General features: G+C 75.7%; 25 protein-coding genes. 3 read left to right on the forward strand and 22 right to left on the reverse strand.

Going from position 1 to position 24,529, the window contains the following annotated elements; all coding sequences use genetic code 11:
- Positions 1-323: 323 nt before the first annotated feature.
- The 8 genes from ACI79R_RS09180 to ACI79R_RS09215 form a co-directional block, all read right to left on the reverse strand.
- On the reverse strand, positions 324-677 hold the full coding sequence (locus ACI79R_RS09180) for a histone-like nucleoid-structuring protein Lsr2 (RefSeq protein ID WP_456573292.1): 354 nt from the start codon (positions 675-677) through the stop codon (positions 324-326).
- 158 nt (positions 678-835) lie between these two features.
- Positions 836-2,347, reverse strand: a complete 1,512-nt coding sequence (gene lysS / locus ACI79R_RS09185; RefSeq protein WP_456573293.1) for a lysine--tRNA ligase — start codon at positions 2,345-2,347, stop codon at positions 836-838.
- An 11-nt stretch (positions 2,348-2,358) separates the two neighbouring features.
- Positions 2,359-3,180: a type III pantothenate kinase gene (locus tag ACI79R_RS09190; protein ID WP_456573294.1), complete on the reverse strand. Its 822-nt coding sequence runs from the start codon at positions 3,178-3,180 to the stop codon at positions 2,359-2,361.
- A gap of 4 nt (positions 3,181-3,184) precedes the next feature.
- The gene (nadC, locus tag ACI79R_RS09195) at positions 3,185-4,093 is read right to left on the reverse strand and encodes a carboxylating nicotinate-nucleotide diphosphorylase (RefSeq protein ID WP_456573295.1); all 909 of its coding nucleotides are present in this window, start codon (positions 4,091-4,093) and stop codon (positions 3,185-3,187) included.
- Positions 4,090-5,772: an L-aspartate oxidase gene (locus ACI79R_RS09200; RefSeq protein ID WP_456573296.1), complete on the reverse strand. Its 1,683-nt coding sequence runs from the start codon at positions 5,770-5,772 to the stop codon at positions 4,090-4,092. Before ACI79R_RS09200 ends, nadC begins: the two co-directional genes overlap by 4 nt.
- Complete coding sequence (panD, locus tag ACI79R_RS09205) at positions 5,769-6,194, reverse strand: aspartate 1-decarboxylase (protein ID WP_456573297.1); 426 nt, start codon at positions 6,192-6,194, stop codon at positions 5,769-5,771. Before panD ends, ACI79R_RS09200 begins: the two co-directional genes overlap by 4 nt.
- On the reverse strand, positions 6,191-7,045 hold the full coding sequence (gene panC, locus ACI79R_RS09210; protein ID WP_456573298.1) for a pantoate--beta-alanine ligase: 855 nt from the start codon (positions 7,043-7,045) through the stop codon (positions 6,191-6,193). Before panC ends, panD begins: the two co-directional genes overlap by 4 nt.
- Positions 7,042-7,992, reverse strand: coding sequence for a Rossmann-like and DUF2520 domain-containing protein (locus ACI79R_RS09215; protein ID WP_456573299.1), 951 nt, complete (start codon positions 7,990-7,992; stop codon positions 7,042-7,044). The genes panC and ACI79R_RS09215 overlap by 4 nt, the downstream gene beginning before the upstream one ends.
- 263 nt (positions 7,993-8,255) lie before the next feature.
- Here ACI79R_RS09215 and ACI79R_RS09220 point away from each other — a divergent pair, with 263 nt between their 5' ends.
- The gene (locus ACI79R_RS09220) at positions 8,256-9,008 is read left to right on the forward strand and encodes an SDR family oxidoreductase (protein WP_456573300.1); all 753 of its coding nucleotides are present in this window, start codon (positions 8,256-8,258) and stop codon (positions 9,006-9,008) included.
- A gap of 62 nt (positions 9,009-9,070) precedes the next feature.
- On the opposite strand, the gene ACI79R_RS09225 is transcribed toward ACI79R_RS09220, so the two are convergent.
- The 4 genes from ACI79R_RS09225 to ACI79R_RS09240 all read right to left on the reverse strand — a co-directional run bounded on the left by ACI79R_RS09225 (position 9,071) and on the right by ACI79R_RS09240 (position 13,205).
- Positions 9,071-10,468: a DUF6779 domain-containing protein gene (locus tag ACI79R_RS09225; protein WP_456573301.1), complete on the reverse strand. Its 1,398-nt coding sequence runs from the start codon at positions 10,466-10,468 to the stop codon at positions 9,071-9,073.
- A 100-nt stretch (positions 10,469-10,568) separates the two neighbouring features.
- Entirely contained in the window at positions 10,569-11,588 is a 1,020-nt protein-coding gene (locus tag ACI79R_RS09230) for a glycine betaine ABC transporter substrate-binding protein (RefSeq protein ID WP_456573302.1), read from the reverse strand.
- A 148-nt stretch (positions 11,589-11,736) separates the two neighbouring features.
- Complete coding sequence (locus ACI79R_RS09235; RefSeq protein WP_456573303.1) at positions 11,737-12,480, reverse strand: ABC transporter permease; 744 nt, start codon at positions 12,478-12,480, stop codon at positions 11,737-11,739.
- Positions 12,477-13,205 (reverse strand): ABC transporter permease, encoded by a 729-nt coding sequence (locus ACI79R_RS09240; protein WP_456573304.1) that lies wholly within the window; start codon positions 13,203-13,205, stop codon positions 12,477-12,479. The genes ACI79R_RS09235 and ACI79R_RS09240 overlap by 4 nt, the downstream gene beginning before the upstream one ends.
- A gap of 3 nt (positions 13,206-13,208) precedes the next feature.
- Here ACI79R_RS09240 and ACI79R_RS09245 point away from each other — a divergent pair, with 3 nt between their 5' ends.
- On the forward strand, positions 13,209-14,372 hold the full coding sequence (locus ACI79R_RS09245; protein WP_456573305.1) for an ATP-binding cassette domain-containing protein: 1,164 nt from the start codon (positions 13,209-13,211) through the stop codon (positions 14,370-14,372).
- Here ACI79R_RS09245 and ACI79R_RS09250 read toward each other — a convergent pair.
- From ACI79R_RS09250 to dacB, 10 genes are all read right to left on the reverse strand, one after another.
- Positions 14,369-14,899, reverse strand: coding sequence for a DUF3180 domain-containing protein (locus ACI79R_RS09250; RefSeq protein ID WP_456573306.1), 531 nt, complete (start codon positions 14,897-14,899; stop codon positions 14,369-14,371). The two genes, ACI79R_RS09245 and ACI79R_RS09250, sit on opposite strands and share 4 nt — an antisense overlap.
- Entirely contained in the window at positions 14,896-15,399 is a 504-nt protein-coding gene (gene folK, locus ACI79R_RS09255; RefSeq protein WP_456573307.1) for a 2-amino-4-hydroxy-6-hydroxymethyldihydropteridine diphosphokinase, read from the reverse strand. The genes ACI79R_RS09250 and folK overlap by 4 nt, the downstream gene beginning before the upstream one ends.
- Positions 15,396-15,758 (reverse strand): dihydroneopterin aldolase, encoded by a 363-nt coding sequence (gene folB / locus ACI79R_RS09260; RefSeq protein ID WP_456573308.1) that lies wholly within the window; start codon positions 15,756-15,758, stop codon positions 15,396-15,398. Before folB ends, folK begins: the two co-directional genes overlap by 4 nt.
- A complete protein-coding gene (gene folP, locus ACI79R_RS09265; RefSeq protein WP_456573309.1) occupies positions 15,751-16,599 on the reverse strand; it encodes a dihydropteroate synthase in 849 nt (282 codons plus the stop codon). The genes folB and folP overlap by 8 nt, the downstream gene beginning before the upstream one ends.
- Complete coding sequence (gene folE / locus ACI79R_RS09270; protein WP_456573310.1) at positions 16,596-17,213, reverse strand: GTP cyclohydrolase I FolE; 618 nt, start codon at positions 17,211-17,213, stop codon at positions 16,596-16,598. The genes folP and folE overlap by 4 nt, the downstream gene beginning before the upstream one ends.
- Before the next feature lie 73 nt (positions 17,214-17,286).
- Positions 17,287-19,272, reverse strand: coding sequence for an ATP-dependent zinc metalloprotease FtsH (gene ftsH, locus ACI79R_RS09275; RefSeq protein ID WP_456573311.1), 1,986 nt, complete (start codon positions 19,270-19,272; stop codon positions 17,287-17,289).
- 450 nt (positions 19,273-19,722) lie between these two features.
- Positions 19,723-20,310 (reverse strand): hypoxanthine phosphoribosyltransferase, encoded by a 588-nt coding sequence (gene hpt, locus ACI79R_RS09280; protein ID WP_456573312.1) that lies wholly within the window; start codon positions 20,308-20,310, stop codon positions 19,723-19,725.
- Positions 20,303-21,328, reverse strand: coding sequence for a tRNA lysidine(34) synthetase TilS (gene tilS / locus ACI79R_RS09285; protein ID WP_456573313.1), 1,026 nt, complete (start codon positions 21,326-21,328; stop codon positions 20,303-20,305). Before tilS ends, hpt begins: the two co-directional genes overlap by 8 nt.
- A 7-nt stretch (positions 21,329-21,335) precedes the next feature.
- Positions 21,336-22,421 (reverse strand): zinc-dependent metalloprotease, encoded by a 1,086-nt coding sequence (locus tag ACI79R_RS09290; protein ID WP_456573314.1) that lies wholly within the window; start codon positions 22,419-22,421, stop codon positions 21,336-21,338.
- A 40-nt stretch (positions 22,422-22,461) separates the two neighbouring features.
- Positions 22,462-23,889, reverse strand: coding sequence for a D-alanyl-D-alanine carboxypeptidase/D-alanyl-D-alanine endopeptidase (gene dacB / locus ACI79R_RS09295; protein WP_456573315.1), 1,428 nt, complete (start codon positions 23,887-23,889; stop codon positions 22,462-22,464).
- Positions 23,890-23,945: 56 nt separating this feature from the next.
- Here dacB and ACI79R_RS09300 point away from each other — a divergent pair, with 56 nt between their 5' ends.
- The gene (locus tag ACI79R_RS09300; RefSeq protein ID WP_456573316.1) at positions 23,946-24,440 is read left to right on the forward strand and encodes an inorganic diphosphatase; all 495 of its coding nucleotides are present in this window, start codon (positions 23,946-23,948) and stop codon (positions 24,438-24,440) included.
- Positions 24,441-24,529: the final 89 nt, after the last annotated feature.

Raw genomic sequence — 24,529 nt, forward strand, 5'->3', positions numbered from 1 at the left:
CCGGCGCTGCCCTCCCCGGTGGCTGGGGAGGAGCACCCGACGTCCGTCGGCGCGCGGGGCACCGGTCTTTCCACTGTAGTCGCGGACTCCGCCTCCCCGTCGGCACACGGCCGGGGCGGAGGGCGGCTGTGCAGTCCAACCGATGGTGCCCGTGAGGTGTTCCGCCCGGGTTACGCCCACAGCGGACGGGCGCGTCCCCCGGAGACGACGACGGCCCGGCCCTCCCGCGAGGGAGGACCGGGCCGTCGCACGGTGCTGGAACGGCCCCCTCGCAGGATGCCGCCCCGCGCGGAGCGTGGGGTGGGGGGCGAAGGGGTCCTCTTTCAGTGGGCGGCTTCGTAGGCCTCCACGACGCTGGCCGGGATGCGGCCGCGGTCGCTGACGGCGTGACCGTTCTTGCGGGCCCACTCGCGGATCGCGCCGGCCTGCTCGCGGTCCATGCGGCCCCCGCCACCGGTGGCCCGGGAACGCCCGCCGCCGGAGGCCCGGCCACCGCCCCGGCTCACCTTGCGGGCGGCCTGGACGTACCGGGAGAAGGCGTCACGCATCTCCGTGGCGTTCTTCTCGCTCAGGTCGATCTCGTAGTTGGTGCCGTCGAGCGAGAAACTCACGGTCTCATCGGCCGTGAGGTTCTCGTCGAGGTCGTCGCTGAGGATGACCTGGACCTTGCGCGCCATTCCTTGTTCCCCACTCCTGTATTCCGGCCCCCGTTGGACGGATGCGAATGTCACCGAGGGCGACGCATCCATTCCACCACATCGCCATCCATTTCGGCGCGCCATTCGGCGAGTCCTACCGGACCGGGTGAGGAATTCAGGTTCAGGATACGATTGGTTCAGGAAGAGAGCGGCCGCACCAATGGGAAGAGGATGGTCTCGCGGATACCGAGTCCGGTGAGGGTCATCATCAACCGGTCCATCCCCATGCCCATCCCGCCGGTGGGCGGCATCCCGTATTCGAGCGCCTCGAGGAAGTCCTCGTCGAGTGCCATCGCCTCCGGGTCGCCGGCGGCGGCGAGCACCGCCTGGGCGGTGAACCGCTCGCGCTGGACGACGGGGTCGACCAGCTCCGAGTAGGCGGTGCCGCGCTCGATGCCGCCGATGTACAGATCCCACTTCTCCGCCAGGCCCGGCGTGGTGCGGTGCGCGCGGGTCAGCGGCGAGGTGTCGACCGGGTAGTCGATGACGAAGGTGGGTGCCTGCAGGGTGTGCTGCACCAGCGCCTCGAACACCTCCTCGACGATCTTGCCGGGCACCCAGGCGGGGTCGACGCCGACGTCGTGCCGCTCGGCGATCTCCCGCAGCCGCTCGACCGGCGTCTCGGGGGTGACTTCCTCCCCCACGGCGTCGGAGACCAGCCGGTAGAGCGGCACCTGCGGCCACTCGCCGGACAGGTCGACCTCGGTGCCGTCGTGGTGGCGGGCCACGTGGCCGCCGAACAGCGCCGCGCAGCACTCCTGGATCAGCTCGCGGGTGAGGGTGGCCATCACCTGGTAGTCGGCGTAGGCGGCGTAGCACTCGAGCATCGCGAACTCCGGCGAGTGCGAGCTGTCGGCCCCCTCGTTGCGGAAGTTCCGGTTGATCTCGAAGACCCGGTCCAGCCCGCCGACGATGCAGCGCTTGAGGAACAGCTCCGGCGCGATCCGCAGGTACAGGTCGAGGTCGAAGGCGTTCATGTGGGTGCGGAACGGACGGGCCGCCGCGCCGCCGTGCACCGTCTGCAGCATCGGCGTCTCGACCTCGAGGAAGCCGCGGGCGCCCAGGCCGGCGCGCAGCGTCGCCATGACCGTCGCCCGCTGGCGCACCGTGCGGCGGGCCTCGTCGCGCACGATGAGGTCGACGTAGCGCCGGCGGACCCGCAGCTCCTCGCTCATCGGCTTGTGCGCCACCGGCAGCGGCCGCAGCGCCTTGGCCGCCAGCTGCCAGGAGTCGGCGAACACCGACAGCTCCCCGCGCCGCGACGTCCCGACCTCGCCGGTGACCAGCACGTGGTCGCCGAGGTCGACGTCGGCCTTCCAGGCGGCGAGGGCCTCCTCGCCGACGCGGTCGCGGGAGAGCATGACCTGCAGCTCGGCGTCGCCCTCGCGGAGGGTGGCGAAGCACAGCTTGCCGGTGTTGCGGCTGAAGATCACCCGGCCGGTGACGCCGACCTGCTCGCCGGTCATGGTGTCCGGCGGGAGGTCGGGGTGGGCGGCCCGGACCGCGGCCAGCGTCGTCGTCCGCGCGACCGACACCGGGTAGGGGTCGACCCCGGACTCGCGCAGCCGGTCGAGCTTGGCCCGCCGGACCCGCATCTGCTCGGGGAGTTCGTCGACGTCGTCGGCCGGACCGGCAGGAACCTCGCTCACGGCAGGCCAGCCTACGGGGAGGTCGGACGCCGTCCCGGTGGGTGGCGGACCCCGGACTGCTGGCGGTCGAAGGCCAGCCGCAGGCCGTGGACGGTGAGGTCGGGCTCCCGCTCGGAGATGGTGCGGCAGCTGTCGGCCACCAGCGGGGCCAGCCCGCCGGTGGCGACGACGACCGGCGCCGCGCCGAAGGACTCGACCAGCTCGGCGGCGATCCGGCCGACCAGCCCGTCCACCAGCCCGGCGAAGCCCAGCACCAGTCCCGACTGCAGCGCGGCCACGGTGTTCTTGCCGATCGCGTGCACCGGCACGGTGAGCTCCACCGAGCGCAGCTGGGCGGCGCGGGTGGCCAGCGCCTCCAGGCTCACCTCGACGCCGGGGGCCAGCGCCCCGCCGAGGAACTGCCCGTCCGGCCCGACGGCGTCGACGTTGGTGGAGGTGCCGAAGTCGACGACCACGACCGGCCGGTTCGCCCCGCCGGGCGCCCGGCCGAACAGCTCGTGCGCCGCCAGTGCGGTCACCACGCGGTCGGCGCCGACCTCGCGGGGGTTGTCGACGTGCAGCGGGACGCCGGTGCGCACGCCGGGCCCGATCAGCACCACCGGTACGTCGAGGGAGTCCAGCAGCTGGCGCAGCGCCGGCAGCAGCGCGGGCACCGTCGAGCAGGCCGACACCCCGGTGACCTCGGTGTCGCGCAGCAGCCCGCGCCACAGCATCCGGAGCTCGTCGGCGGTGGCCCGCGGGTGCGTGGTGACCCGCCAGCAGCCGACCCGGCGGTCGCCGTCGAAGGTGGCGAGCACGGTCTGGCTGTTGCCGACGTCGACGGTCAGCAGCACGGCGTCAGCCGGCCCGCAGGTCGAGGGCGAGGTCGAGGATCGGCGAGGAGTGCGTCAGCGCCCCCACCGACAGGTGGTGCACGCCGGTCCCGGCCACCTCCCGGGCCACCGCGAGGGTCAGCCCGCCGGTCGCCTCCAGCTCCACCCGGTCGCCCACGCGCTCGACCACCTCGCGCAGCTGCGCCGGGGTCATGTTGTCCAGCAGCAGGAAGTCCGCGCCGGCCTCGACGGCCTCGACGGCCTGGGCGGGAGTGTCGGCCTCCACCTGGATCGGCACCCGCGGCGCCCGCTCGCGGACGGCGGCCACCGCGGCGGCCACGGAGCCGGCCGCCGCCACGTGGTTGTCCTTGACCATGGCGACGTCGTACAGGCCCATGCGCTTGTTGGACCCGCCCCCGCAGCGGACGGCGTACTTCTCCAGCGGCCGCAGGCCCGGCGTGGTCTTGCGGGTGTCGAGCACCGTGGCGCCGGTGCCGGCGACGGCGTCCACCCAGGCGCGGGTCGCGGTGGCGATGCCGCTGGCCCGGCTGGCGATGTTGAGCGCGCTGCGCTCGGCGGCCAGCAGCGCCCGCACCGGACCGCGGACGGTGAGCAGCACGTCCCCGCGGGTGACGCGGTCGCCGTCGGCCGCCCCGGGGGTCAGCGCGGCGCCCGGCGCCAGCCGGGTGAACACCCGCGCGGCGACCGGCAGGCCGGCGACGACGCCGTCGGCCCGGGCGACGAGGTCGGCGGTGCCCAGCTGCCCGGCCGGCACCGTGGCCGCGCTCGTGACGTCGTAGGTGACCGCCAGGTCGGGTGCGCTGGGCAGCACCGCGCCGCCGGTGAGGTCCTCGGCGAGGGTGCGCTCGACGAGCTCGTCGACCCAGGCCTCGGCCAGCCCGGTGCCCTCCAGCGAGCGGGGATCCCTCGTCACCAACGAACCTCCAGGAGCGTTCCGACCGGACGCCGGGTCAGCTGCAGCCTGCCTGCCCCGTCCAGCCGGACGTCGAGGTGCACGCGCCAGTCGTCGGACGTGTCGGGGTGGTCCTCGCGCCAGTGGCAGCCGCGGGTCTCCTCGCGGGCGGCCGCGGCCGCGGTCAGCGCGCTGGCCACGGTGAGCAGGTCGGTGGCCTCCCAGCTCGCCACGCCGGGGACGGCGCCCGGGCCCTCCCCGAGCGCGGCGGCCAGCCGGCCCAGCCGCTCGGTGGCCTCGGCCAGCCCGGCGCCGGAGCGCAGGGCGGCGACCCGCCCGGACATCGTCTCGGTGACCTCCCGGCGGCCGCCGGGGTCGAGCAAGCCCGACAGCGCCGGCCGGGCGGGCACCGGCTGCGCCGCCGGCGGGAGGCCGCGGGCCAGCTCCTCGCCGATGCGCGCGGCGAACACCAGCCCCTCCAGCAGCGAGTTCGACGCCAGCCGGTTCGCCCCGTGCACGCCGGTGCAGGCCACCTCGCCGCAGGCGTAGAGGCCGGGCACGGTGGTGCGGCCGGCGAGGTCGGTGACCAGCCCGCCCGAGGCGTAGTGCGCCGCTGGGGTCACCGGCACCAGCTCGGTGACGGGGTCGATCCCGGCCTCGCGGCACCGGGCGACGATCGTCGGGAAGCGGCCGGCCAGCCCGGGCACCTCGCGGGCGTCGAGCCAGACGTGGTCGACGCCGTCGCGCAGCTGCACGCGCGTGATCGCCTTGGCGACGACGTCGCGCGGGGCCAGCTCGGCCAGCGGGTGCACCCCGACCATGAACCGCTCGCCGGCGCCGTCGCGCAGCAGCGCCCCCTCGCCGCGCAGCGCCTCGCTGACCAGCGGCTGCTGCCCGCGGGCACCCGAGCCCAGGTAGAGGGAGGTGGGGTGGAACTGGACGAACTCGAGGTCCGTGGCGACGGCTCCGGCGCGCAGGCCGAGCGCGACGCCGTCCCCGGTGGAGACCGGCGGGTTGGTCGTGGCCGCGTAGACCTGCCCCATGCCGCCGGTGGCGAGCACCACGGCGCGGGCGCGGACCGCGCCGACGCCGTCCGCGGTGCCCTCGCCGAGCACGTGCAGCGTGACGCCGGCGGCCCGGCCGGCGGCGTCGGTGGGCAGGTCGAGCACCATCGCGTGCTCCACCAGCGTGATACCGGGGTCGGAGAGCACCGCCTCGTGCAGCGCGCGCTGCACCTCGAAGCCGGTGGCGTCGCCGCCGGCGTGCACGATCCGGTCGGCGGAGTGCCCGCCCTCGCGGGTGAGCAGCAGCGCGCCGTCCGGATCGCGGTCGAACGCGGCGCCCCAGCCGATCAGCTGGCGCAGCCGCCCGGGCCCCTCGGTCACCAGGGCGGCGACGGCGTCGGGCTCGCAGAGCCCGACCCCGGCCACCTCGGTGTCGCGGGCGTGCGCGGCCGGGCTGTCGGCCGGGTCGAGGACGGCGGCGATGCCGCCCTGCGCCCACCGGGTGGACCCGGCGTCGACGCGCACCTTGGTGACGACGGCGACCGACAGCCCCGCGGCGCGGGCGTGCAGCGCCACGCACAGCCCGGCGACGCCCGAGCCGACGACGCAGACGTCGGCGGCGAGCTCCCACCCGGGCTCCGGGGCGGCCAGCCGCAGGGGCAGGCCGGTGACCCGCTCGGCCGCCAGCTGAGTCACCGGACCGGCACGCCCAGGGGGCTGCGCTCCTGGTCGGTCGCGCCGGGGACCGGCGCCGACGGGTCGCCGCCCAGCTCGACGACGCGGTTGTGCGCGTCGACGTGCACGACCTTCGGGATGTAGCTCTTGGCCTCGGTCTCGTCCATCACGCCGTAGCTGATCATGATCACCATGTCGCCGGGGTGCACCAGGTGCGCGGCGGCCCCGTTGATCCCGATCACACCGGTGCCCCGCTCGCCCGGGATCACGTAGGTCTCCAGCCGGGCGCCGTTGGTGATGTCGACGATCGCCACCTGCTCGCCGGGCAGCAGGTCCGCGGCGTCGAGGAGGTCCTCGTCGATGGTCACCGACCCGACGTAGTGCAGGTCGGCCTGGGTGACCGTCGCCCGGTGGATCTTGGACTTGAGCATCGTGCGCATCATCGGGGAGCTCCCAGGGTGACGGGGACGTTGTCGAGGAGTCGGGTGCTGCCGGCGCGGGCGGCGACCAGCAGGCGGGCGGGCCCGGCGGCGGGTGCGGGGCCGAGGTCGGGGTCGGTGAGCTCGAGGTAGTCGGGCACCAGGTCCGGCGCGGTCGCGAGGACCTCGCGGGCGGCGGCGAGCACCGCCGCGGACCCGAGCGGGCCGGCGTCGGCCCCGGCGCGCAGCGCGCGGGACAGCGCGGCGGCGGTGGCGCGCTGCTCCGCGGACAGGTAGCGGTTGCGCGAGGACAGGGCCAGCCCGTCGTCCTCCCGGACGGTCGGGACGCCGACCACCTGCACCGGCAGCGCCAGCTCGCGGGCCATGGCCCGGATGAGGGTCAGCTGCTGGTAGTCCTTCTCGCCGAAGAGGGCGAGGTCGGGACGGACCAGCCCGAACAGCTTGGCGACGACGGTGAGCACGCCGGCGAAGTGGCCGGGGCGCACCGCGCCCTCGAGCACGCCGCCCAGCGGGCCGGGGTCGACGGTGACGCCCACCGCGCCGGGCGGGTAGACCTCCCCGACCGGCGGGTGGAACACCGCGTCGGCGCCCTCCTCGGCGAGGGCGGCGAGGTCGGCGTCCCAGGTGCGGGGATAGCGGTCGAAGTCCTCGCCGGGGCCGAACTGGGTGGGGTTGACGAACACCGACACGACGACGCTGCCGGCCCGCTCGCGGGCGGCCCGGACCAGCGTGCGGTGCCCCTCGTGCAGCGCTCCCATGGTCGGCACCAGCGCCACCGGGCCGGGCAGCCGGGTGCGCAGGGCGGCGAGGTCGGCGGTGGTCTCGGCGACCGCCGGCGTGGTCAGCGCGGTCACCGCGAGCCGGCCGGGTCGCCGTGGCGGGCGTCGGCCAGCAGGTCCAGCAGCGGCGCGCCCTCGTGCCGCTTGAGCCGGCCGGCGGCCAGCGCCCGCTCGGTGGTGCGCTGCGCCATGGCGACGTAGGCACCGACGGACTGCGGCGCCCGCTCCGACAGCGTCGTGAGGTGGTCGCGCACGGTGCCGACGTCCCCCCTGCTGACCGGGCCGGTCAGGCCGCGGTCGCCGCGGCGCAGGCCGTTGTCGAGGGCGGCGGTCAGCAGCGGGGCGAGCACGCGCCCCGGCTCGCCGACGCCGGCGGCGCGGAGCAGGTCGGCGGCCTCGGCGACCAGGGTGACCAGGTGGTTGGCGCCGGTGACCAGCGCGGCGTGGTACAGCCGCCGGTCGGCCTCGGCGACGAAGAACGGCTCGCCGCCCATCTCCAGCACCAGCATCTCGGCCACCGGGCGGTGCTCGGGCCGGCTGGTGACGCCGAACGGGGCGCCGACCAGCCGGTCGGCGTCCTCGGGGGCGCCGGTGAAGGTCATGGCCGGGTGCAGCGCCAGCGCCAGCACCCCGGCCCGCTCGGCGGGTTCGAGGACGGCGAGGCCGTGCGCCCCGGACGTGTGGAAGGTGAGCTGGCCGGCCCGCCAGACACCGGTCTCGGCCAGGCCCGCGACCAGCCCGGGGAGGGTGTCGTCGGGGACGGCGAGGACGACCAGGTCGGCGGCGGCGACCACCTCGTCGGTGGGCAGCAGCGGCACGCCGGGCAGCAGCCGGGCGGCGCGCTCGGCGGAGGCGGCGGACAGCCCCGCGGCGGCGACGACGTCGTGTCCGGCGGCGGCGAGCGCGGCGCCGAGGACGGCACCGACCCGGCCGGCGCCGACGACGCCCACGCGGAGGCGGGCGGGCGCGGCGGACGCGGCGGGGAGGCCGGCAGTGCGGACGGTCCTGCGGGCAGCAGGCATGGAGCACCTCTCGTTCCAGTCCCTCGCGGGTACCGGACTCGGCGCGGTCTCCCCCGTTGGAGACCGTCGGTTCGTGCGGGGTGGTGCGGTCGTGCGGTGGTGCCGGCACGCGCTGCTGCAACCGGTGTGTCACGCAGGTGATGTGCCGATGGCGAGTGTGTGACCAGGAACGGCGCCCCGCAACGCCCGGACCTGTGGGGTAGCTCACCAGGTGACGCTCCCTACGGTGGGCCCGACGCATCCACTCCCGGACGGAGGACGACGTGGGCAACCTCGAGGGACGCACCGCACTCGTGACCGGCGCCAGCCGGGGCATCGGCCTGGCGATCGCGCAGAGCCTGGTCCGGCGCGGCGCGCGGGTGGTCGTGACCGCGCGCAAGCCGGAGGCGCTCGCCGAGGCGGTGGCCACGCTGGGCGGGCCCGAGGTGGCCGTGGCGGTCGCCGGCAACGCCGGGGACGCCGAGCACCGCGCCGAGGCGGTCCGCACCGCCGTCGACACCTTCGGCAGCCTCGACATGCTGGTCGGCAACGTCGGCATCAACCCGGTCTACGGGCCGATGGTGGACCTCCCGCTCGACGGCTTCCGCAAGATCCTCGACACCAACGTCGTCGCCACCCTCGGCCTGGTGCAGGAGGCCTGGCGGGCGTGGATGGCCGAGCACGGCGGCTCGATCGTGCTGGTGGCGTCGGTGGCCGGGCTCAAGGCCTCCCCCGGCATCGCCGCCTACGGGGTGAGCAAGGCCGCGCTGATCAACCTGACCACCCAGCTGGCGGTGGAGCTGGGGCCGACGGTGCGGGTCAACGCGGTCGCACCGGCCGTGGTGAAGACGCGGTTCGCGACCGCCCTCTACGAGGGGCGCGAGGAGCAGGTGTCGCAGCAGTACCCGGTCGGGCGGCTGGGTGTCCCGGAGGACGTCGGCGAGGCGGCGGCCTACCTGCTGGGCAGCGAGTCGGGCTGGGTCACCGGCCAGACGCTCGTGCTGGACGGCGGGGCGCTGTCCCGCGGCCCAGCCTAGGAGCAGGACTTCCGTCCGCCCACCGCTCGCACGCCCGCGGCGGGCCCCTGCACGGGAGCCGGTCAGTTCCCCTTCAGGACCCGGGCGAGGACGTCGTCGGCCTCGTCCTCGTCGTCGCGGTAGCGCCGCCGGCGCCGGCCGCCCGAGGGCGGGCTGACCCGGCTCTCGGCCAGGATCTGCGCCAGGCGCGCCTCGCCCGGGGTGGGCAGGGCGGACGCCTGGGTCGTCTGCGGGGCGGCGACCGGCTGCGGGGACGTCGTCGGCGCGGTGGTCGGGCCGGCGACCGGCGGCGGCGCGGCGGGTGGGGTGGGCCACGCTTCGGGGACGGCGGTGCGCTCCCGGCGGTGCGGCACCGGGCGCTCGACGGTCAGGCCCTCGGCGGCCTCGTCGGTGTGCCGGCGGCGGGGCCCGCCGTCGCCGGCGGCGTCGTCGGTCAGCGAGCGGCTGGCCAGCCAGTCCAGCGGGCTCGGCGGCGGGTCGGCCGGCCGCTCGTGCCGGCCGTGACGGGGCTCGGGCTGCGCGGGCTCGGCCTGGGCGGGCTCGACCGGGCGGCTGGTGCGCGTCACCGCCTCGAAGGTGCGGGTCTCCCGCGGCCGGTCGTCGGTGCGGGCGTCGAGGGAAACCGCCGGCCAGCCACCGGTCAGCTCCCGCGGCGGCTGGTCGGCCCAGGCGGCGCTGCTCTCCACGGTGCGCAGCTCACCGGTCTCCCCCGCGGCCTGCCGGGTCGACTGGGTGCGCATGACGATCCGCTCGACCAGCATCTCGCTGGACAGCTGCTCGGCCAGCTCGGTGCGCAACCGCCCCATCTCGGCCCGCAGTTCGGGCAGGGCGAGCAGCTCGGCGCGGACCGCGGCCAGCGCCCGTACCTCCTCGCGCACCTCCGACAGGGCGCGCACCTCGTCGCGCAGGCCCCCGGGGCCGGCGATCTCCTGCCGCAGCGCCGACAGGGCCGCCACCTCCTGGCGCAGGCCGCCGGGGCCGGTGACGTCGCGGCGCAGCTCGGCCAGCGCGGCGACGTCCTGGCGGAGCGCGGACAGGGTGGAGAGGTCGCGCCGGAGGCCGTCCAGCTCGGCGCGCATGGCCTCCTCGGCCTCGCGGCGCAGCCGGTTCTCCAGCTCCAGCTCGTACTCGCGGCGGGCGGCGACCTCGCGGGCGAGCTCGGCCTCGTAGGCCCGGCGGAGGTCCGCCTCGTTGCCCGCGGCCGCACCGTCGGCGGGCGGCGCCGCCCGGCGGGTGGCGAGCAGGGCGAGGACGAAGGCCCAGGCCCCGCCGACCACGGCCAGGCGCAGCACCTGGGGGTTGTCGGTCAGGAACACCACGGCGGTGGCCACGACGGCGAGCACGAACCCGCCGACCAGGCCGACGGTGCGCAACGGGAGCCCCCCGCCGGGGCGGCCCGCGGAGCCGCGGGCGGCAGTGGGGACGGGCCGGCCGCGCTGCTGGTCGGCGTCCCCTCGCATGCCCTCCAGCGTAACGGTGCGAGAGCGGACCACCACGTCCTGCAGACACGCCGCAGGCCCCGGCGGCGATCCGCTGGGGCCTGCGTCGATGCGGGGCCGGTCAGCCCTGGGCGAGCGCCGCGTCGGTGCTGAAGACCAGGCCGATGGAGACCTCGCCCTGCTGGATGGCGGCCTTGGTCAGCGGGCCGCCGGCGTCGTACTCGACGAACTCGGCGAACGACAGCCCGTAGGTCTCCTGCAGGCCGAGCTGGCACTGCGGCCGCTCGGGGCACTCCCCGGGACCGCCGAGCACCAGCGAGCCGTCGCCGCAGGCGTCGGCCAGCTCCGACAGGGTGCTGACGCCGAGCTCGTCGGCGAACTCCTGGGTGACGGCGAAGGCGTTCTGGTTGGCCGCCGCCGAGGGCTCGCCGAACACCAGGCCGGCCTGCTCGGCCACCGGCTGCAGCGCGGTGAGGGTCTCCTGCGCGTCGCTGGTGGCGATGCTCGGCGCGTCGGGGTCGCCGGTCACCTGCTTGTTCAGGATGTCGGCGACGGTGGCGAGGTACTCGGGGAACACCTGGATGTCGGTGCCGGAGATCAGCGCCGGCAGGTACAGCTCCCGGTTGCCGACGGTGCGCACGGAGGCGTCGAAGCCGGCCGCCTGCAGGACGTCGGCGTAGATGTTGGCGAGGATGGCCGACTCGCTGAACTCGGCGGCCCCCACGACCACGGTGCCGCTGCCCTGCTCGAGGCCGTCGGTGACCCCGCTCTGCTCGACCCAGGCGGCCGCGGCGTCCTCGGCGCTCTGCCGCTCGACGTCGACCGCGGCGTTCAGGTCGATGAGCTGCTCGGTGTCCAGGGCCGCGGAGACCGCGTCCAGCGCCGGCAGGATCGCCGGGTTCGCCGCGGCGGTCGCCGCGGTCACCGCCGGGACGACGTTGTCGGCGTTCTGCAGCCCCTGGTCGTCCTCGAGGACGACCAGCTGGTCGCCGGCGACGGGCGCGCAGGCGTCGCCGGTGGCGGCGTTCGAGCCGCTGGCGCTGCCGCCCCCCGAGCCCGACGAGCCCGACTCACCGCACGCGGCGGTGGCGAGGACGGCCACGACGGCCAGGGGTGTGAGGTACCGGGAGCGCATGCGCATGGGCGTCCGCCTTCTGTGTCCCGTGCGGCCGTGCGGCCGCGACGCGTGTCTGGCGGGAGGTGTCCCGCGCGCCCATGGAACCGTTCGAGCGGGCTCGGGACCAGCGAGGACGGGGATGTGTTGTGCGCTTGTTACTCGCCCACGACGGTCACAGCGGGACGCCGCTGGCGGTCGCCTCGGGGCGTCCCGCGGCCTGCCCGGCCGCCGATCGGGGCGCCGGGCGGAACGGCAGCCGGCGGGGCCCGGGGCTCACCGCCCAGGAGATCGCGACCAGGACGAGCTCGGTCAGCAGCGCGAGCACGGCGATCACGACGGCGCCGGCGATCATCTTCCCGTAGTCCTGCTGGCGGAAGCCGAGGTTGACCAGCCGGCCCAGCCCACCGCCTCCGACCAGCGCCGCGAGCCCCGCCGTCGCCACGACCTGGACCGCCGCCGTCCGGATGCCGGTGAGCACCAGGGGCAGCGCCAGCGGCAGGTCGACCCGGCCGACCACCTGGCCGCGGGTCATGCCCATCGCCCGGGCAGCCTCCCGGACGTCGGGGTCGACGCCGCGGAAGCCCTCGTAGGTGTTGGTGAGGATCGGCGGGACGGCGAAGACGGCCAGCGCGATCGCGGTGGCCGTGGCCCCGAAGCCGATCGGGCTGACCGCGAACAGGGTGAGCAGGGCGAGGGTGGGCACCGCCCGGCTGACGTTGGAGAGGACGACGACCGCTCCCCCGCCGCGGCCGCCGCTGCCCAGCGCGACGCCGACGGGCAGGGCGACGACGACCGCGGCCAGCACCGCCGCGCCGGAGATCGCCAGGTGCTCGACGGTGAGGTCGACGATGCCGCCGCGGCGGCTCCAGTTCAGCGGGTCGTTGAGGTAGACCAGCGCCCGGGCGAAGTCGTTCACGCGCGCACCGCCCGGGTCCAGGGCGTCAGCACGCGCTGCACGCCGGCGAGGAGCAGGTCGGCCAGCAGCGCGAGCAGGACGCACAGCACGGTGCCGGTGACGATCTCGGCCCGGTAGAAGTTCGCCGCGAAGCCCCCGGTGATCAGCTGCCCGAGGCCGCCGTGCCCGATGAGCACGCCGACGGTGGTGAGCGCGACCGTGGATACCGTGGCGATCCGCAGGCCGGCCATGAACGCCGGCAGCGCGAGGGGCAGGTCGACCCGCCAGAACAGCCGCCCCGGGCCGTACCCCATGCCCCGGGCGGCCTCCCGGACGTCGTCGGGCACGCCCTGCAGCCCGGCGAGGAAGTTCCGCACGAGGATGACCAGCGAGTACGCGACCAGGCCGATCAGGACGGTCACCGGGGAGAGCCCGGTGAAGGGGAAGATCAGCGCGAACAGCGCCAGCGACGGGATCGTGTAGACGATCGAGGAGAAGGCCAGGACCGGGCCGGACAGCCACCGCGACCGGCGGGCCAGCACCGCCAGCGGCAGCGCCAGCACGGCGCCGATGACGACGGCGGCGACGGTCAGCCAGACGTGCTCGCCGAGGTGGCCCACAATGGTGGACCAGTTGTCCGACACGTACGAGGGGTCGAACCAGGGGTTCGGGGCCTCGTCCACGGCGAGCACCCGCGACGGGTCGCTCTCGGCGTCCAGCAGCGGGCGCACATCCAGGGAGGCCACCCGGTGGACGCTACTGCCGCACCCCCCGTCCCCACACCCGGCGCCACCGCGCCGGACGGACCACCGGAGGGCCCGGCCGCCGGCTCGACGGCCGAGGAGATCCGGCTGGAGGGGGTCAGCAAGGTCTATGCGGACGGGACGGTCGCCGTCGCCGAGCTGGACCTCACCTTCGCCGCCGGCGAGCTCACCGTGCTGGTCGGGCCGTCCGGCTGCGGCAAGACGACGACCATGAAGATGGTCAACCGGATCATCGAGCCCTCGACCGGGCGGATCCTGCTCGGCGGCGAGGACGTCACCCGCGTACCGGCCGAGCAGCTGCGCCGCCGGATCGGCTACGTCATCCAGAACGTCGGCCTGTTCCCCCACCAGACGGTCCGGGCCAACGTCGCCACCGTGCCCCGGCTGCTGGGCTGGGACCGCCGCCGCACCCGGGCGCGGGTCGACGAGCTGCTGGCCACCGTCGGGCTCGACCCGGCGGTGCACGGCGACCGCTATCCCGCCCAGCTCTCCGGCGGGCAGCGCCAGCGCGCCGGCGTGGCCCGGGCCCTGGCCGCCGACCCGCCGGTGCTGCTGATGGACGAGCCGTTCTCCGCCGTCGACCCGGTGGTGCGCGAGCGGCTGCAGACGGAGTTCCTGCGGCTGCAGGAGACGGTGCGCAAGACCATCGTGTTCGTCACGCACGACATCGAGGAGGCCGTCCGGCTCGGCGACCGCATCGCGGTGATGAGCGCCGGCGGGCACGTGGAGCAGTTCGCCCCGCCGGCCGAGCTGCTCGGCCGGCCGGCCAGCGAGTTCGTCGCGGACTTCGTGGGTGCCGACCGCGGCATCAAGCGGCTGGCGGTCACGGGCATCGACGTCGACGGGCTGGCCCACCCCCCGGTCGTGCGGCCCAGCGACGGCGGGGCGGGCCACGCCACGGGGACGCCGTGGGCCGTCGTCGTCGACGAGGCGGGCAGGTACCGCGGCTGGCTGCCCGGCGCGACGGCGAAGCCGCGCGCCACCCCGGCGGCGGTGCCGGTCTCGTCGTCCCTGCGGACGGCGATGGCGGTGCTGCTCGAGCAGGACGAGGGCTTCGTGCCGGTCGTGGACGGCGACCGCTACCTCGGGGTGCTCACCCCGGACGCGGTGCACGCGATGCTGCGCCGGTCGCTGGGCACCGGAGGCTAGGCACGCCCGGCGTCGTCGCCGCCCGGGGGCACCTTGCAGACCGTCTCCAGCCACAGCGCGGCCCCGACCAGCAGCCCGGAGCAGACCACCCCGAGCGCGCCGGTGACGGCGTCCCCCGAGGCGGCCGACAGCCGGCCCAGCGCCGGCAGCACGTGCGCGAGCACGCCCACCCAGATGCCCAGGAACACCGCGCCGACGTAGGCGCTGGCCTGCGCCAGCACGGCGAGCCGGGCGACCAGCATCGGCTCGACCGGGCGGACGTCGCCGGTCGGGCGCCGGCCCGGGCGGGCGGCCAGGGTGCCGGCCGACTGGCCGCGGGCCGCCCGGCGGGCGTCGCGGTGGGCCGCCAGCCGGGCGCGCAGGGTGCGGGCGCCGAGCGCCTCGGCGACCGCGAGCAGCGCGAGGGGCACGGGCAGCCACCAGCGCAGCGGCGGCAGCTCGCCGTAGGCCGCGCGCACCACCAGCCAGGCGGCGACGGCCAGGCCGGCGGCGAGGATCGCGAGGTCGCGACGCCGGACCGGGCTCACCGGAGGTGCTCCCAGCGCACCACCGCGTCGACGTCTGCCGGTGGCAGCGCGGCGAGCAGGTCGGCGATCCGGCCGTGCCCGGGCAGCTCGGCGGCCGGCTCGAGGGCGTGCCACGGCACCAGCACGAACGCCCGCTCGTGCGCCCGCGGGTGCGGCAGGGTGAGCGCGGGGTCGTCGGAGACGACCGGCGTGCCGTCGTCCGCGGTGACGGCGACCACGTCGACGTCCAGGGTGCGGGCGCCCCAGCGCACCTCGCGGGTGCGCCCGGCGGCCTGCTCCAGCTCGTGCGCGCGGGCCAGCCAGCCGGCGGCGTCGCGCGGGCCGCGGACCACCACGACGGCGTTGAGGTACGGCGGCTGCTCGACCGGGCCCCACGGCGGGGTCTCGTAGAGCACCGACCGGGCCACCAGCCCGTCGCCCTTCAGCGCCTCGATCGCCGCGCGCAGCGTGGCCGCGCGGTCGCCGAGGTTGGCCCCGAGGGACAGGACGGCGCGGGTCATGCCCGGGAGCGGTGGATCGTGACCGCGACGTCGTCGAAGCGCACCCCGAGGTCGGCATGCGGCTTGTGCACGGTGATCTCGACCGCGTCGACCAGCGGATCGGCCAGGCAGACGTCGGCCAGCCGCTGGGCGAGGGTCTCCAGCAGGGCCACCGGCTCGCCGGTGAGGACGGCGTGCAGCCGCTGCGCCAGCTCGGCGTAGTTCACCGTCCTGGCGAGGTCGTCACCGGCCGCGGCGGGCGCGGTGTCGAGCTCGAGGACGGCGTCGACGACGAAGGTCTGGCCGCGCCGGCGCTCCAAGTCGTAGACGCCGTGGTGGGCGTGCGCGGTGAGGCCGCGGACGGCGATGCGGTCAGCCACGGAGGGTCTCCCTGCGGGTGCGCTGGACGGCGGCGACCACGCGGACGGCGTCGGCGGAGGCGCCGGCGTCGTGCACCCGCACTCCCCAGGCGCCGGCCTGCGCGGCCATGACCGTGGTGGCCAGGGTGGCCGCGTCGCGCTGCTCGGCCGGGCGGACGGCGCCGTCCGGGCCGGCCAGCTCGCGGCCGAGGAAGGTCTTGCGGGAGGCGCCGACCAGCACCGGCAGGCCCATGCCCACGATGCGGTCGAGGCCGGCCAGCAGCCGCCAGTTGTGCTCGGCGCGCTTGGCGAAGCCCAGGCCGGGGTCGAGGACGAGCTGCTCGGGGGCGACGCCGGCGGCGACGACGTCCTCCACCCGCGCGGTGAGCTCGGCGATCACCTCGGTGACGACGTCGCCGTAGCGGGCGGCGGCGTACATCTCGCGGCTGTGCCCGCGCCAGTGCATGAGCACCCAGGGCACGCCGGCCTCGGCGACCAGCGCGGCCATGCGGCCGTCGGCGAGCCCGCCGCTGACGTCGTTGACCAGCACCGCCCCGGCGGTCAGCGCCGCCTCGGCGACCTCGGCGCGGGTGGTGTCGACGCTGACCCGCACGCCGGCGCGGGCCAGCTCGGCGATCACCGGCACCACGCGCCGGCACTCCTCGTCGGCGTCGACGCGGTCGGCGCCGGGCCGGGTGGACTCCCCGCCGACGTCGACGTAGTCGGCACCGGCCTCGGCCATCGCCAGGCCGTGCGCGATCGCCGAGGGGGCGTCGGCGAAGCAGCCACCGTCGGAGAAGGAGTCCGGGGTGACGTTGAGGACGCCCATCACCACGCAGTGCGCGGGCCTGGGGAGCGTCATCTCCCCAGGACGAGGCCCATCGCCTCGGCGCGGGTGGCGGGGTTGTCGCGGAAGATGCCCCGGACGGCGGAGGTCACGGTGCGCGACCCGGGCTTGCGGATGCCGCGCATCGACATGCACAGGTGCTCGGCCTCGACGACGACGATCACGCCGCGCGGCTTGAGCACGTCGTACATCGAGTCGGCGACCTGCCGGGTCAGCCGCTCCTGCACCTGCGGCCGGCGGGCGTAGACGTCGACCAGCCGGGCCACCTTGGACAGCCCGGTCACCTTGCCGTCCTCGCCGGGGATGTACCCGACGTGCGCGACCCCGTGGAAGGGCACGAGGTGGTGCTCGCAGGTCGAGTACATCGGGATGTCCTTGACCAGCACCAGCTCGTCGTGGTCCTCGTCGAAGGTCGTGGCGAGGATGTCCGCCGGGTCCTGGGCGAGGCCGGCGAAGGTCTCGGCGTAGGCACGGGCCACCCGGGCCGGGGTGTCCTGCAGGCCCGGGCGGTCGGGATCCTCCCCGATGGCCAGCAGCAGCTCGCGCACGGCGGCCTCGGCACGGGCGGTGTCGACCATGCCGGGGACCGGGCGGACCTCGTCCTCCGCCTCTTCCGGGATCTCGCTCACGCGGCCTCCTCGCCGGCGCCCGTCGGGCGCGTCCGCGACGCTGCTGTGCTCACCGGTGAGCTCGCGAGCCCGCTCACCTCTGGACGGGAGCGCCGACGTCACCGATCGCGGTGCCCTCGCCGACGTGGCCGTTGCCGTTCACCGCGGCCCGCTCGGCCGGGGTGAGCACCGGGGGCTGGTCGGACGGCGTCCGCTTGCCGAAGCCGTTGTACGGCGCGAGGGAGGGCCGCTTGGTGACCGGCGCGCAGATCCGCGCCATGTCGTCCTTGCTCAGCGTCTCCTTCTCGATGAGCTCCAGCACCAGCGCGTCGAGGACGGCGCGGTACTCGACCAGGATCTCCCAGGCCTCGTCGTGCGCGGCCTCGATCAGCGCCCGCACCTCGGCGTCGATGTCGGCGGCGACGGCCTCGGAGTAGTCCGGTCGCGAGCCCATGTCGCGGCCCAGGAACGGCTCGGAGTCGGTGCTGCCGTACTTCACCGCGCCCAGCTTGGCGCTCATGCCGTACTGGGTGACCATCGCGCGGGCCATGGAGGTGGCCTTCTCGATGTCGTTGCCGGCGCCGGTGGTCGGCTCGTGGAAGACCAGTTCCTCGGCCGCGCGCCCACCGAGGGCGTAGGCGAGGGTGTCGATCATCTCCGACCGGGTCTGGGTGTACTTGTCCTCGGTCGGCAGCACGAGCGTGTGCCCCAGCGACCGCCCGCGCGGCAGGATCGTCACCTTGTGCACCGGGTCCAGGTTGGGCAGTGCGTGCGCCACCAGGGCGTGCCCGCCCTCGTGGTATGCGGTGACCTTCTTCTCCTTCTCGCTCATCGCCCGCGTCTTCCGCTCGGGGCCGGCGATGACGCGGTCGATCGCCTCCTCGACGGTGGCGTCGGTGATCAGCGAGCCGTTGTTGCGGGCGGTGAGCAGCGCGGCCTCGTTGAGCACGTTGGCGAGGTCGGCACCGGTGAAGCCGGGGGTGCGCCGGGCGACGGTATCGAGGTCGACGTCGGGCGCGAGCGGCTTGCCCTTGGCGTGCACCGCGAGGATGGCCTTGCGGCCCTCCAGGTCGGGGCGGTCGACGGCGATCTGCCGATCGAAGCGGCCCGGGCGCAGCAGCGCCGGGTCGAGGATGTCCGGCCGGTTGGTGGCGGCGATCATGATGACGCCGCCCTTGACGTCGAAGCCGTCCATCTCGACGAGCATCTGGTTCAGCGTCTGCTCGCGCTCGTCGTGCCCGCCGCCCATGCCGGCGCCGCGGTGCCGCCCGACGGCGTCGATCTCGTCGACGAAGATGATCGCCGGGGCGTTGGTCTTGGCCTGCTCGAACAGGTCGCGGACACGGCTGGCGCCCACGCCGACGAACATCTCGACGAAGTCCGAGCCGGAGATCGAGAAGAACGGCACCCCCGCCTCGCCGGCGACGGCGCGGGCCAGCAGGGTCTTCCCGGTGCCGGGCGGGCCGAACAGCAGCACGCCCTTGGGGATCTTGGCGCCCACGGCCTGGAACTTCACCGGGTTGGCCAGGAAGTCCTTGATCTCGTGGAGCTCCTCGATCGCCTCGTCGGCGCCGGCGACGTCGGCGAACGTCGTCTTCGGGGTGTCCTTGGTGATCTGCTTGGCCTTGCTCTTGCCGAAGGCCATGACACCGCGGCCGCCGCCCTGCATGGAGTTGAACAGCCAGAACAGCAGCAGCAGGAGGATGACGAAGGGCAGGAAGCTGATCAGGACGCTGACGAAGACGTTGTCCTGGGTGACGTTGGTGTCGAAGTCGACCGCGTCGCCGCCGTCCTGACCCGAGAGCAGGTCGAAGACGTCGTCGGAGGCGCCGATCGGGTACGACGCGGTGACCTTGTCGGCGCCGTCGACCGCGTTGCGCAGGTCGAGGTCGAGGGTCTGTTCCTTGTCGTTGATCGTGACCGACTGGACGTTGCCGTCCTCGATCTGCTCGAGCGCGGTGGCGGTCGAGACCTCCTCGTAGCCGCCGTCGCCCTGGAACAGGGTGGAGAAGCCGACGGCCACCAGGACGACGAGGACGACCCAGAACCAGACGGACCGGAAGATCTTCTTACGTTCCATACACCGATACCGGGCGGCCGCGTCCCGGCCTGGCCCGTCGACCCTCCTGATCGTCCGGGGGACGCTCCTGGCGCCCGGGGGCACCCGTGCGCCTCGGTGCAGCGTCGTTGCGAGCGACGGTACACCGGAGAACCTGGGGAACTGCTGTGCACGAGCGGGGAGGCTGCTGGACTCCCCCGGCGGGGTGGCGGCCCGCTCCGGTGCCTCCGCCCGAGGGGAGCGGCGCCGGTGACGACGTCGTCGTCCTGGCCGGACGGAGGCGTCCGCGGTCGGAGGGCCGTTCCCGGCTCCGCGCAGGTCGGGGACGGGCCCTGGCCGCGGTGTGGGACGACGTCGTCGTCCTGGCCGGACGGAGTGGGCCCCGGAGGGGTCCGCGATCGGAGGGCCGTTCCCGGCTCCGCGCAGGTCGGGGACGGGCCCTGGCCGCGGTGTCGGCCGGTAGGCCGACGATCAGCTCGAGTAGACCTCGGGCTTCAGCGTCGCGATGTAGGGCAGGTCGCGGTACCGCTCGGCGTAGTCCAGCCCGTAGCCGATGACGAACTCGTTGGGGATGTCGAAGCCGATGTACTTGACCGGCACCTCGACCTTGACCGCGTCGGGCTTGCGCAGCAGCGCGCAGACCTCCAGGGAGGCCGGCCGCCGGCTCCCGAGGTTCTTGAGCAGCCACGACAGGGTGAGCCCGGAGTCGATGATGTCCTCGAGCACCAGCACGTGCTTGTCGGCGATGTCGCGGTCGAGGTCCTTGAGGATGCGCACGACGCCCGACGAGCTGGTGGAGCTGCCGTAGGAGGAGACGGCCATGAACTCCATCTGGGTGGGCAGCTGCAGCGCCCGGGCGAAGTCGCTCATGAACAGCACCGCGCCCTTGAGGACGCCGACGAGCAGCACCTCGCGCCCCGCGTAGTCGCGGGCGACCTCGGCGGCGAGCTCGGCGATCTTGCCCTGGATCTGCTCCTCGCTGAGCAGCACGTGGTCGATGTCGGGGCCGTAGCCGTGGTCGGGACCCAGGGCCCCGGGGACGGTGTGGGTCTCACTCACGGCGTTGGTGCTCCTCGCGGTTCGGCAACCGGTCCGCGCCGCCGGCCTCCTCGGCGCGCCGGACCACCAGCCTGCCAGACGCCCGGGCGACCGCTGCACCGCCGGGTACGTCCACCGGCCCCTGGCCGCGCCACCCGGTGAGCAGCGCGTCGACGGCGGCCAGGTGCACCGCCTGCAGGTCGGGCACCCCCGCGCCGCGCAGCCAGCCGCGCAGCACCCGGCGGCGCAGTGCGGCGGGGAGCGCGCCGAGCTCGCGGGCCGGGAGCCCGTCGGCCCCGGCGAGCCGGGCGAGTTCCGCGGCGGCCAGCGCGTCGAGCGCGTCGAGGTCCTCCCGCAGCATGGCGGCGGTGCGGGCGAGGGCCGGGGCGACCCCGCCGCCGAGGACGTCCTCCAGCAGGGGCAGCACCTCGGTGCGCAGCCGCACCCGGCGGTAGGCGGGGTCGGCGTTCCAGGGGTCGTCCCAGACGGGGAGCCCCTGGGCGGCGCAGGCGGCGCGCGTCGCCGTCCGCGGGACGGCGAGCAGCGGCCGCCACCACTCGACGCCGTTCTCGGTCCGGCGGGCGACCATGCCGGCCACCGAGCGCGGACCGGAGCCGCGGCCCAGGCCGAGCAGCACGGTCTCGGCCTGGTCGTCCTGCGTGTGGCCGAGGGCGATCCGCGCGCCGGTCTCGCGGGCGACCGCGGCGAGGGCCCGGTACCGGGCGGTGCGGGCGGCCGCCTCGGGCCCGCCGTCGGTCCCGACCGCGACGGTGACGACGCGCACGGGGTCCAGGCCGAGGCCGGCGAGCAGTGCGGCGGTGGCCCGCGCGCGGTCGGCGGACCCCGGCTGCAGGCCGTGGTCGACGGTGACCGCGCCGGCCGGCACGCCGGCGCGCGGCGCCTCGAAGGCCAGCGCGGCGGCCAGCGCCAGGGAGTCCGCTCCCCCGCTGACCGCGGCCAGCACTGGCGCCGGCGCCTCGCTCAGCCCCGGGCGGACGGCGCGGCGCAGCAGCGCGACCGCGGGCGCGGGCCCGCCCACCGGCGGCTCAGGCGGGGATGGCCGGGCGGCCGTGCACCCGCTCCACCCAGCGCTCGGGCGCGGTGAGCTCCTCGATCCGCGGCAGCGTCTCGGGCCCGGACCACACCCGGTTGAAGCCGTCCATGCCGACCAGGTCGACGACGCCGCCGACGAAGTGCCGGCCGTCGGCGTACTGCTTCATCTTCTGCTCGAGCCCGAGCAGCCGGCGCAGCACGCGGTCGACGGGGCCGCGGCCCTTGCGGCGCTGGGCGAAGCGCTTGCGCAGCGTCTTCACCGACGGGACGACGTCCGGGCCGACGCCGTCCATCACGTACTCGGCGTGCCCCTCCACCAGGCTCATCACCGCGGTGACCCGGTCGAGCACGGCCCGCTGCGCGGGGTCGCGGACCAGCGCCATGAGGCCGCCGGTCTCGTCGTCGTCCTCCCCGCCGCGGACCGCGTCGCCCAGGCTGCGGACGACGTCGCGCAGCCGGTCGCGCAGCACGTCGGGCGTGAGGTCGGTGGCCTCGACGAACTCGGCGATCTGCGCCTCGAGGTGGCCGCGCAGCCACGGCACCGCGGTGAACTGCAGCTGGTGGGTGACCTCGTGCAGGCACACCCACAGCCGGAAGTCGCTCGGGTCGACCCCGAGCCGGCGCTCGGCGTCGACGACGTTCGGCGCGACCAGCAGCAGCCGCCCGCCGGAGCCGAAGACCTCGTACTGGCCGAGCACCCGGGAGGAGAGGAAGGCCAGCACGCCGCCGGCCTGCACGCCGGTGGCGCGCGAGCCGATCGCGGTGGCCAGCGGCCCGGGCCGGGAGCCCTGCTTCTCGGCGAGGGCGTCGACCAGCGGGTCGAGCAGCGCGGCCATGCCGGCGGCGTTGGCGTCGATCCAGCCGGGCCGGTCGACGACCGCGACCTCGGGCACCGGCCCGCCCGGAACCGGCGAGAGCCCGGTCAGGCCCTCCACGTGCGCGACGGCCACGGCGGCGGCCTCGTGCAGCTCGCGGACGACGGCGGCGGCCTCCTCCCGCGTCGTCTGCGGCCCCGGGTTGATCAGGCGGCGGGCCGTGCGGCCGGCGAGGTCCCAGTCGACCAGTGAGGAGGCGCTCATCGGCCTCACGGTACGCGGCGGAGCTGGGTCTCCGCCCCGGTCAGGAGCACCCGCAGCGGGCCAGCGCGGCCGCCACGGCGTCGAGCGCGGCCTCGGCCGCGGGCTCCCCGCCGGAGGCGGCGTCGGCCACGACCGCGAAGGCCAGGAGCCGGCCGTCAGCGGTCACCACGGTCCCCGCGAGGGCGTGCACGCCGAGGAGGGTGCCGGTCTTGCCGCGCACCGCGCCGGGTGTGGTGCCCGGGTCGTCGTCCCCGCGGTCGGCGAGCGTGCCGTCGTACCCGGCCACGGCCAGGCCGGAGAGCAGCGCGGCGGCACCGGGCAGGGAGCCGTTCGCGGCGCCGCCGACGAGGTCGACGAGGACGGCCGGCGGCACCTGGTCGCTGCCGGACAGGCCGCTGCCGTCGGCCAGCGTGACGCCGGCGACGTCCACGCCGGCGTCGGCGACGGCGTCGGTCACCGCACGGGCCGCGCCCTCGAAGGTGGCCGGCTCCCCGCGCGCGATCGCCACGTGTCGCGCCAGCGCCTCGGCCAGCACGTTGTCGGACTGGGCGAGCATCTGCTCCACGAGCCGGGCGATCGGCGCGGACGCCACGCGGCCGAGCTCCTCGGCCCCGTCGGGTGCCTCGCCGAGCGACACGGCCGCGGCCGGCACGCCGAGCGCCTCGGCGAGGGCGGCACCGGCGTCGAGGCCGGGCTGGCCGCTGCGGGCGCTGCCCGTGGGGGTGAGCCGGGCGCCGTCGACGGCGGTGGCGGTGATCGGCGCCGCGTAGCTGGACGGCGCGTCGCCCGGGCTCCAGCCGGCGGCGGTCAGCGGGCCCTCGAACAGCGAGCTGTCGACGACGACGCCGGTGACCGTCGTGCCGGCCGGGAGGGCGGCCTGCACCTGGGCGGCGAGGTCGGCCACGGTCGCCGCGCCCGGGTAGGGCTGCGAGGGGGCCGTCGTGGAGAGCGTGGGGTCGCCGCCGCCGACGAGCACGACCTCACCGGGGGCGGCCCCGGCGACGACCGTCGTCGGCAGGGTGTCCTCGGGGTCCAGCGCGGTGAGCGCGGCGACCGCGGTGAGCAGCTTCGCCGTCGAGGCGGGCGTGACCGGCGCCTCGGCGTCCTGGTCGAGCAGGACGGTGCCGCTGGCGACGTCGACGACCTGGGCGCCGACCCCGGCGCCCAAGGCCGGGTCGGCCAGCAGCGGCGCGAGCACCGAGGAGAGGGCCTGCGGGCTGGGCTGCGGCGCGTCGGACGAGAGCGCGGCGAGCACCGGCGCGGCCGCCGGGACGTCGGGCAGCTCCGCGCCGGCGACCTGCTCGGTGGCGGCGCCCCCGGAGCCGTCGTCCCGGAGCAGCCAGATCACGCCGCCGACCGCGAGGACGACGACGAGGAAGGCGGCGAGGACGCCGAGGACGAGCCGCCTGCGGAAGCGCGAGTACTTCGGCGTGACGGTCGTCGAGCCGCTCGGCGCGATGGTGCCCACCCCCCTGACCGACCTCCGGCTGAGCGCGCCGGGGGCCGTGGGTCACACTACGACCCGTGCAGTTCGACGTGACGGTAGAGATCCCCAAGGGCCAGCGGAACAAGTACGAGCTGGACCACGCCACCGGCCGCATCCGCTTGGACCGGATGCTCTTCACCTCCACCCGCTACCCGGCGGACTACGGGTACATCGAGAACACCCTGGGCCAGGACGGCGACCCGCTCGACGCCCTGGTGCTGCTCGAGGAGCCGACCTTCCCCGGGTGCCTGATCACCTGCCGGGCCATCGGCATGTTCCGCATGACCGACGAGGCCGGTGGTGACGACAAGGTCCTCACCGTGCCGGCGACGGACCCGCGGATGGCCCACCTGACCGACATCACCGACGTGTCGGAGTTCGACCGGCTGGAGATCCAGCACTTCTTCGAGACCTACAAGGACCTCGAGCCGGGCAAGTCGGTCGAGGGCGCCAACTGGGTCGGGCGCGCCGAGGCCGAGGCCGAGATTCAGGCCTCCCTCAAGCGGGCCCAGGAAGCTCCGGCCCACCACTAGGAGCACGCCCCTTCCCCCCACGCTGGCCTCTCACCGAGTGGCCGCCGAGCGCACGACGGACCCCGACGGCGGCGCACCCCCACGGGTGC

Source organism: Blastococcus sp. SYSU D00820, from assembly GCF_054050695.1.

Excerpts from the sequence above, each read along its gene's own strand:
- ACI79R_RS09225 (WP_456573301.1), bottom strand. The coding sequence starts at position 10,468 with ATGCGAGGGGACGCCGACCAGCAGCGCGGCCGGCCCGTCCCCACTGCC.
- panD (WP_456573297.1), bottom strand. The coding sequence starts at position 6,194 with ATGATGCGCACGATGCTCAAGTCCAAGATCCACCGGGCGACGGTCACC.
- ftsH (WP_456573311.1), bottom strand. The coding sequence starts at position 19,272 with ATGGAACGTAAGAAGATCTTCCGGTCCGTCTGGTTCTGGGTCGTCCTC.
- folP (WP_456573309.1), bottom strand. The coding sequence starts at position 16,599 with ATGACGCTCCCCAGGCCCGCGCACTGCGTGGTGATGGGCGTCCTCAAC.
- ACI79R_RS09180 (WP_456573292.1), bottom strand. The coding sequence starts at position 677 with ATGGCGCGCAAGGTCCAGGTCATCCTCAGCGACGACCTCGACGAGAAC.
- ACI79R_RS09290 (WP_456573314.1), bottom strand. The coding sequence starts at position 22,421 with ATGAGCGCCTCCTCACTGGTCGACTGGGACCTCGCCGGCCGCACGGCC.
- ACI79R_RS09230 (WP_456573302.1), bottom strand. The coding sequence starts at position 11,588 with ATGCGCATGCGCTCCCGGTACCTCACACCCCTGGCCGTCGTGGCCGTC.
- folK (WP_456573307.1), bottom strand. The coding sequence starts at position 15,399 with ATGACCCGCGCCGTCCTGTCCCTCGGGGCCAACCTCGGCGACCGCGCG.
- ACI79R_RS09215 (WP_456573299.1), bottom strand. The coding sequence starts at position 7,992 with ATGCCTGCTGCCCGCAGGACCGTCCGCACTGCCGGCCTCCCCGCCGCG.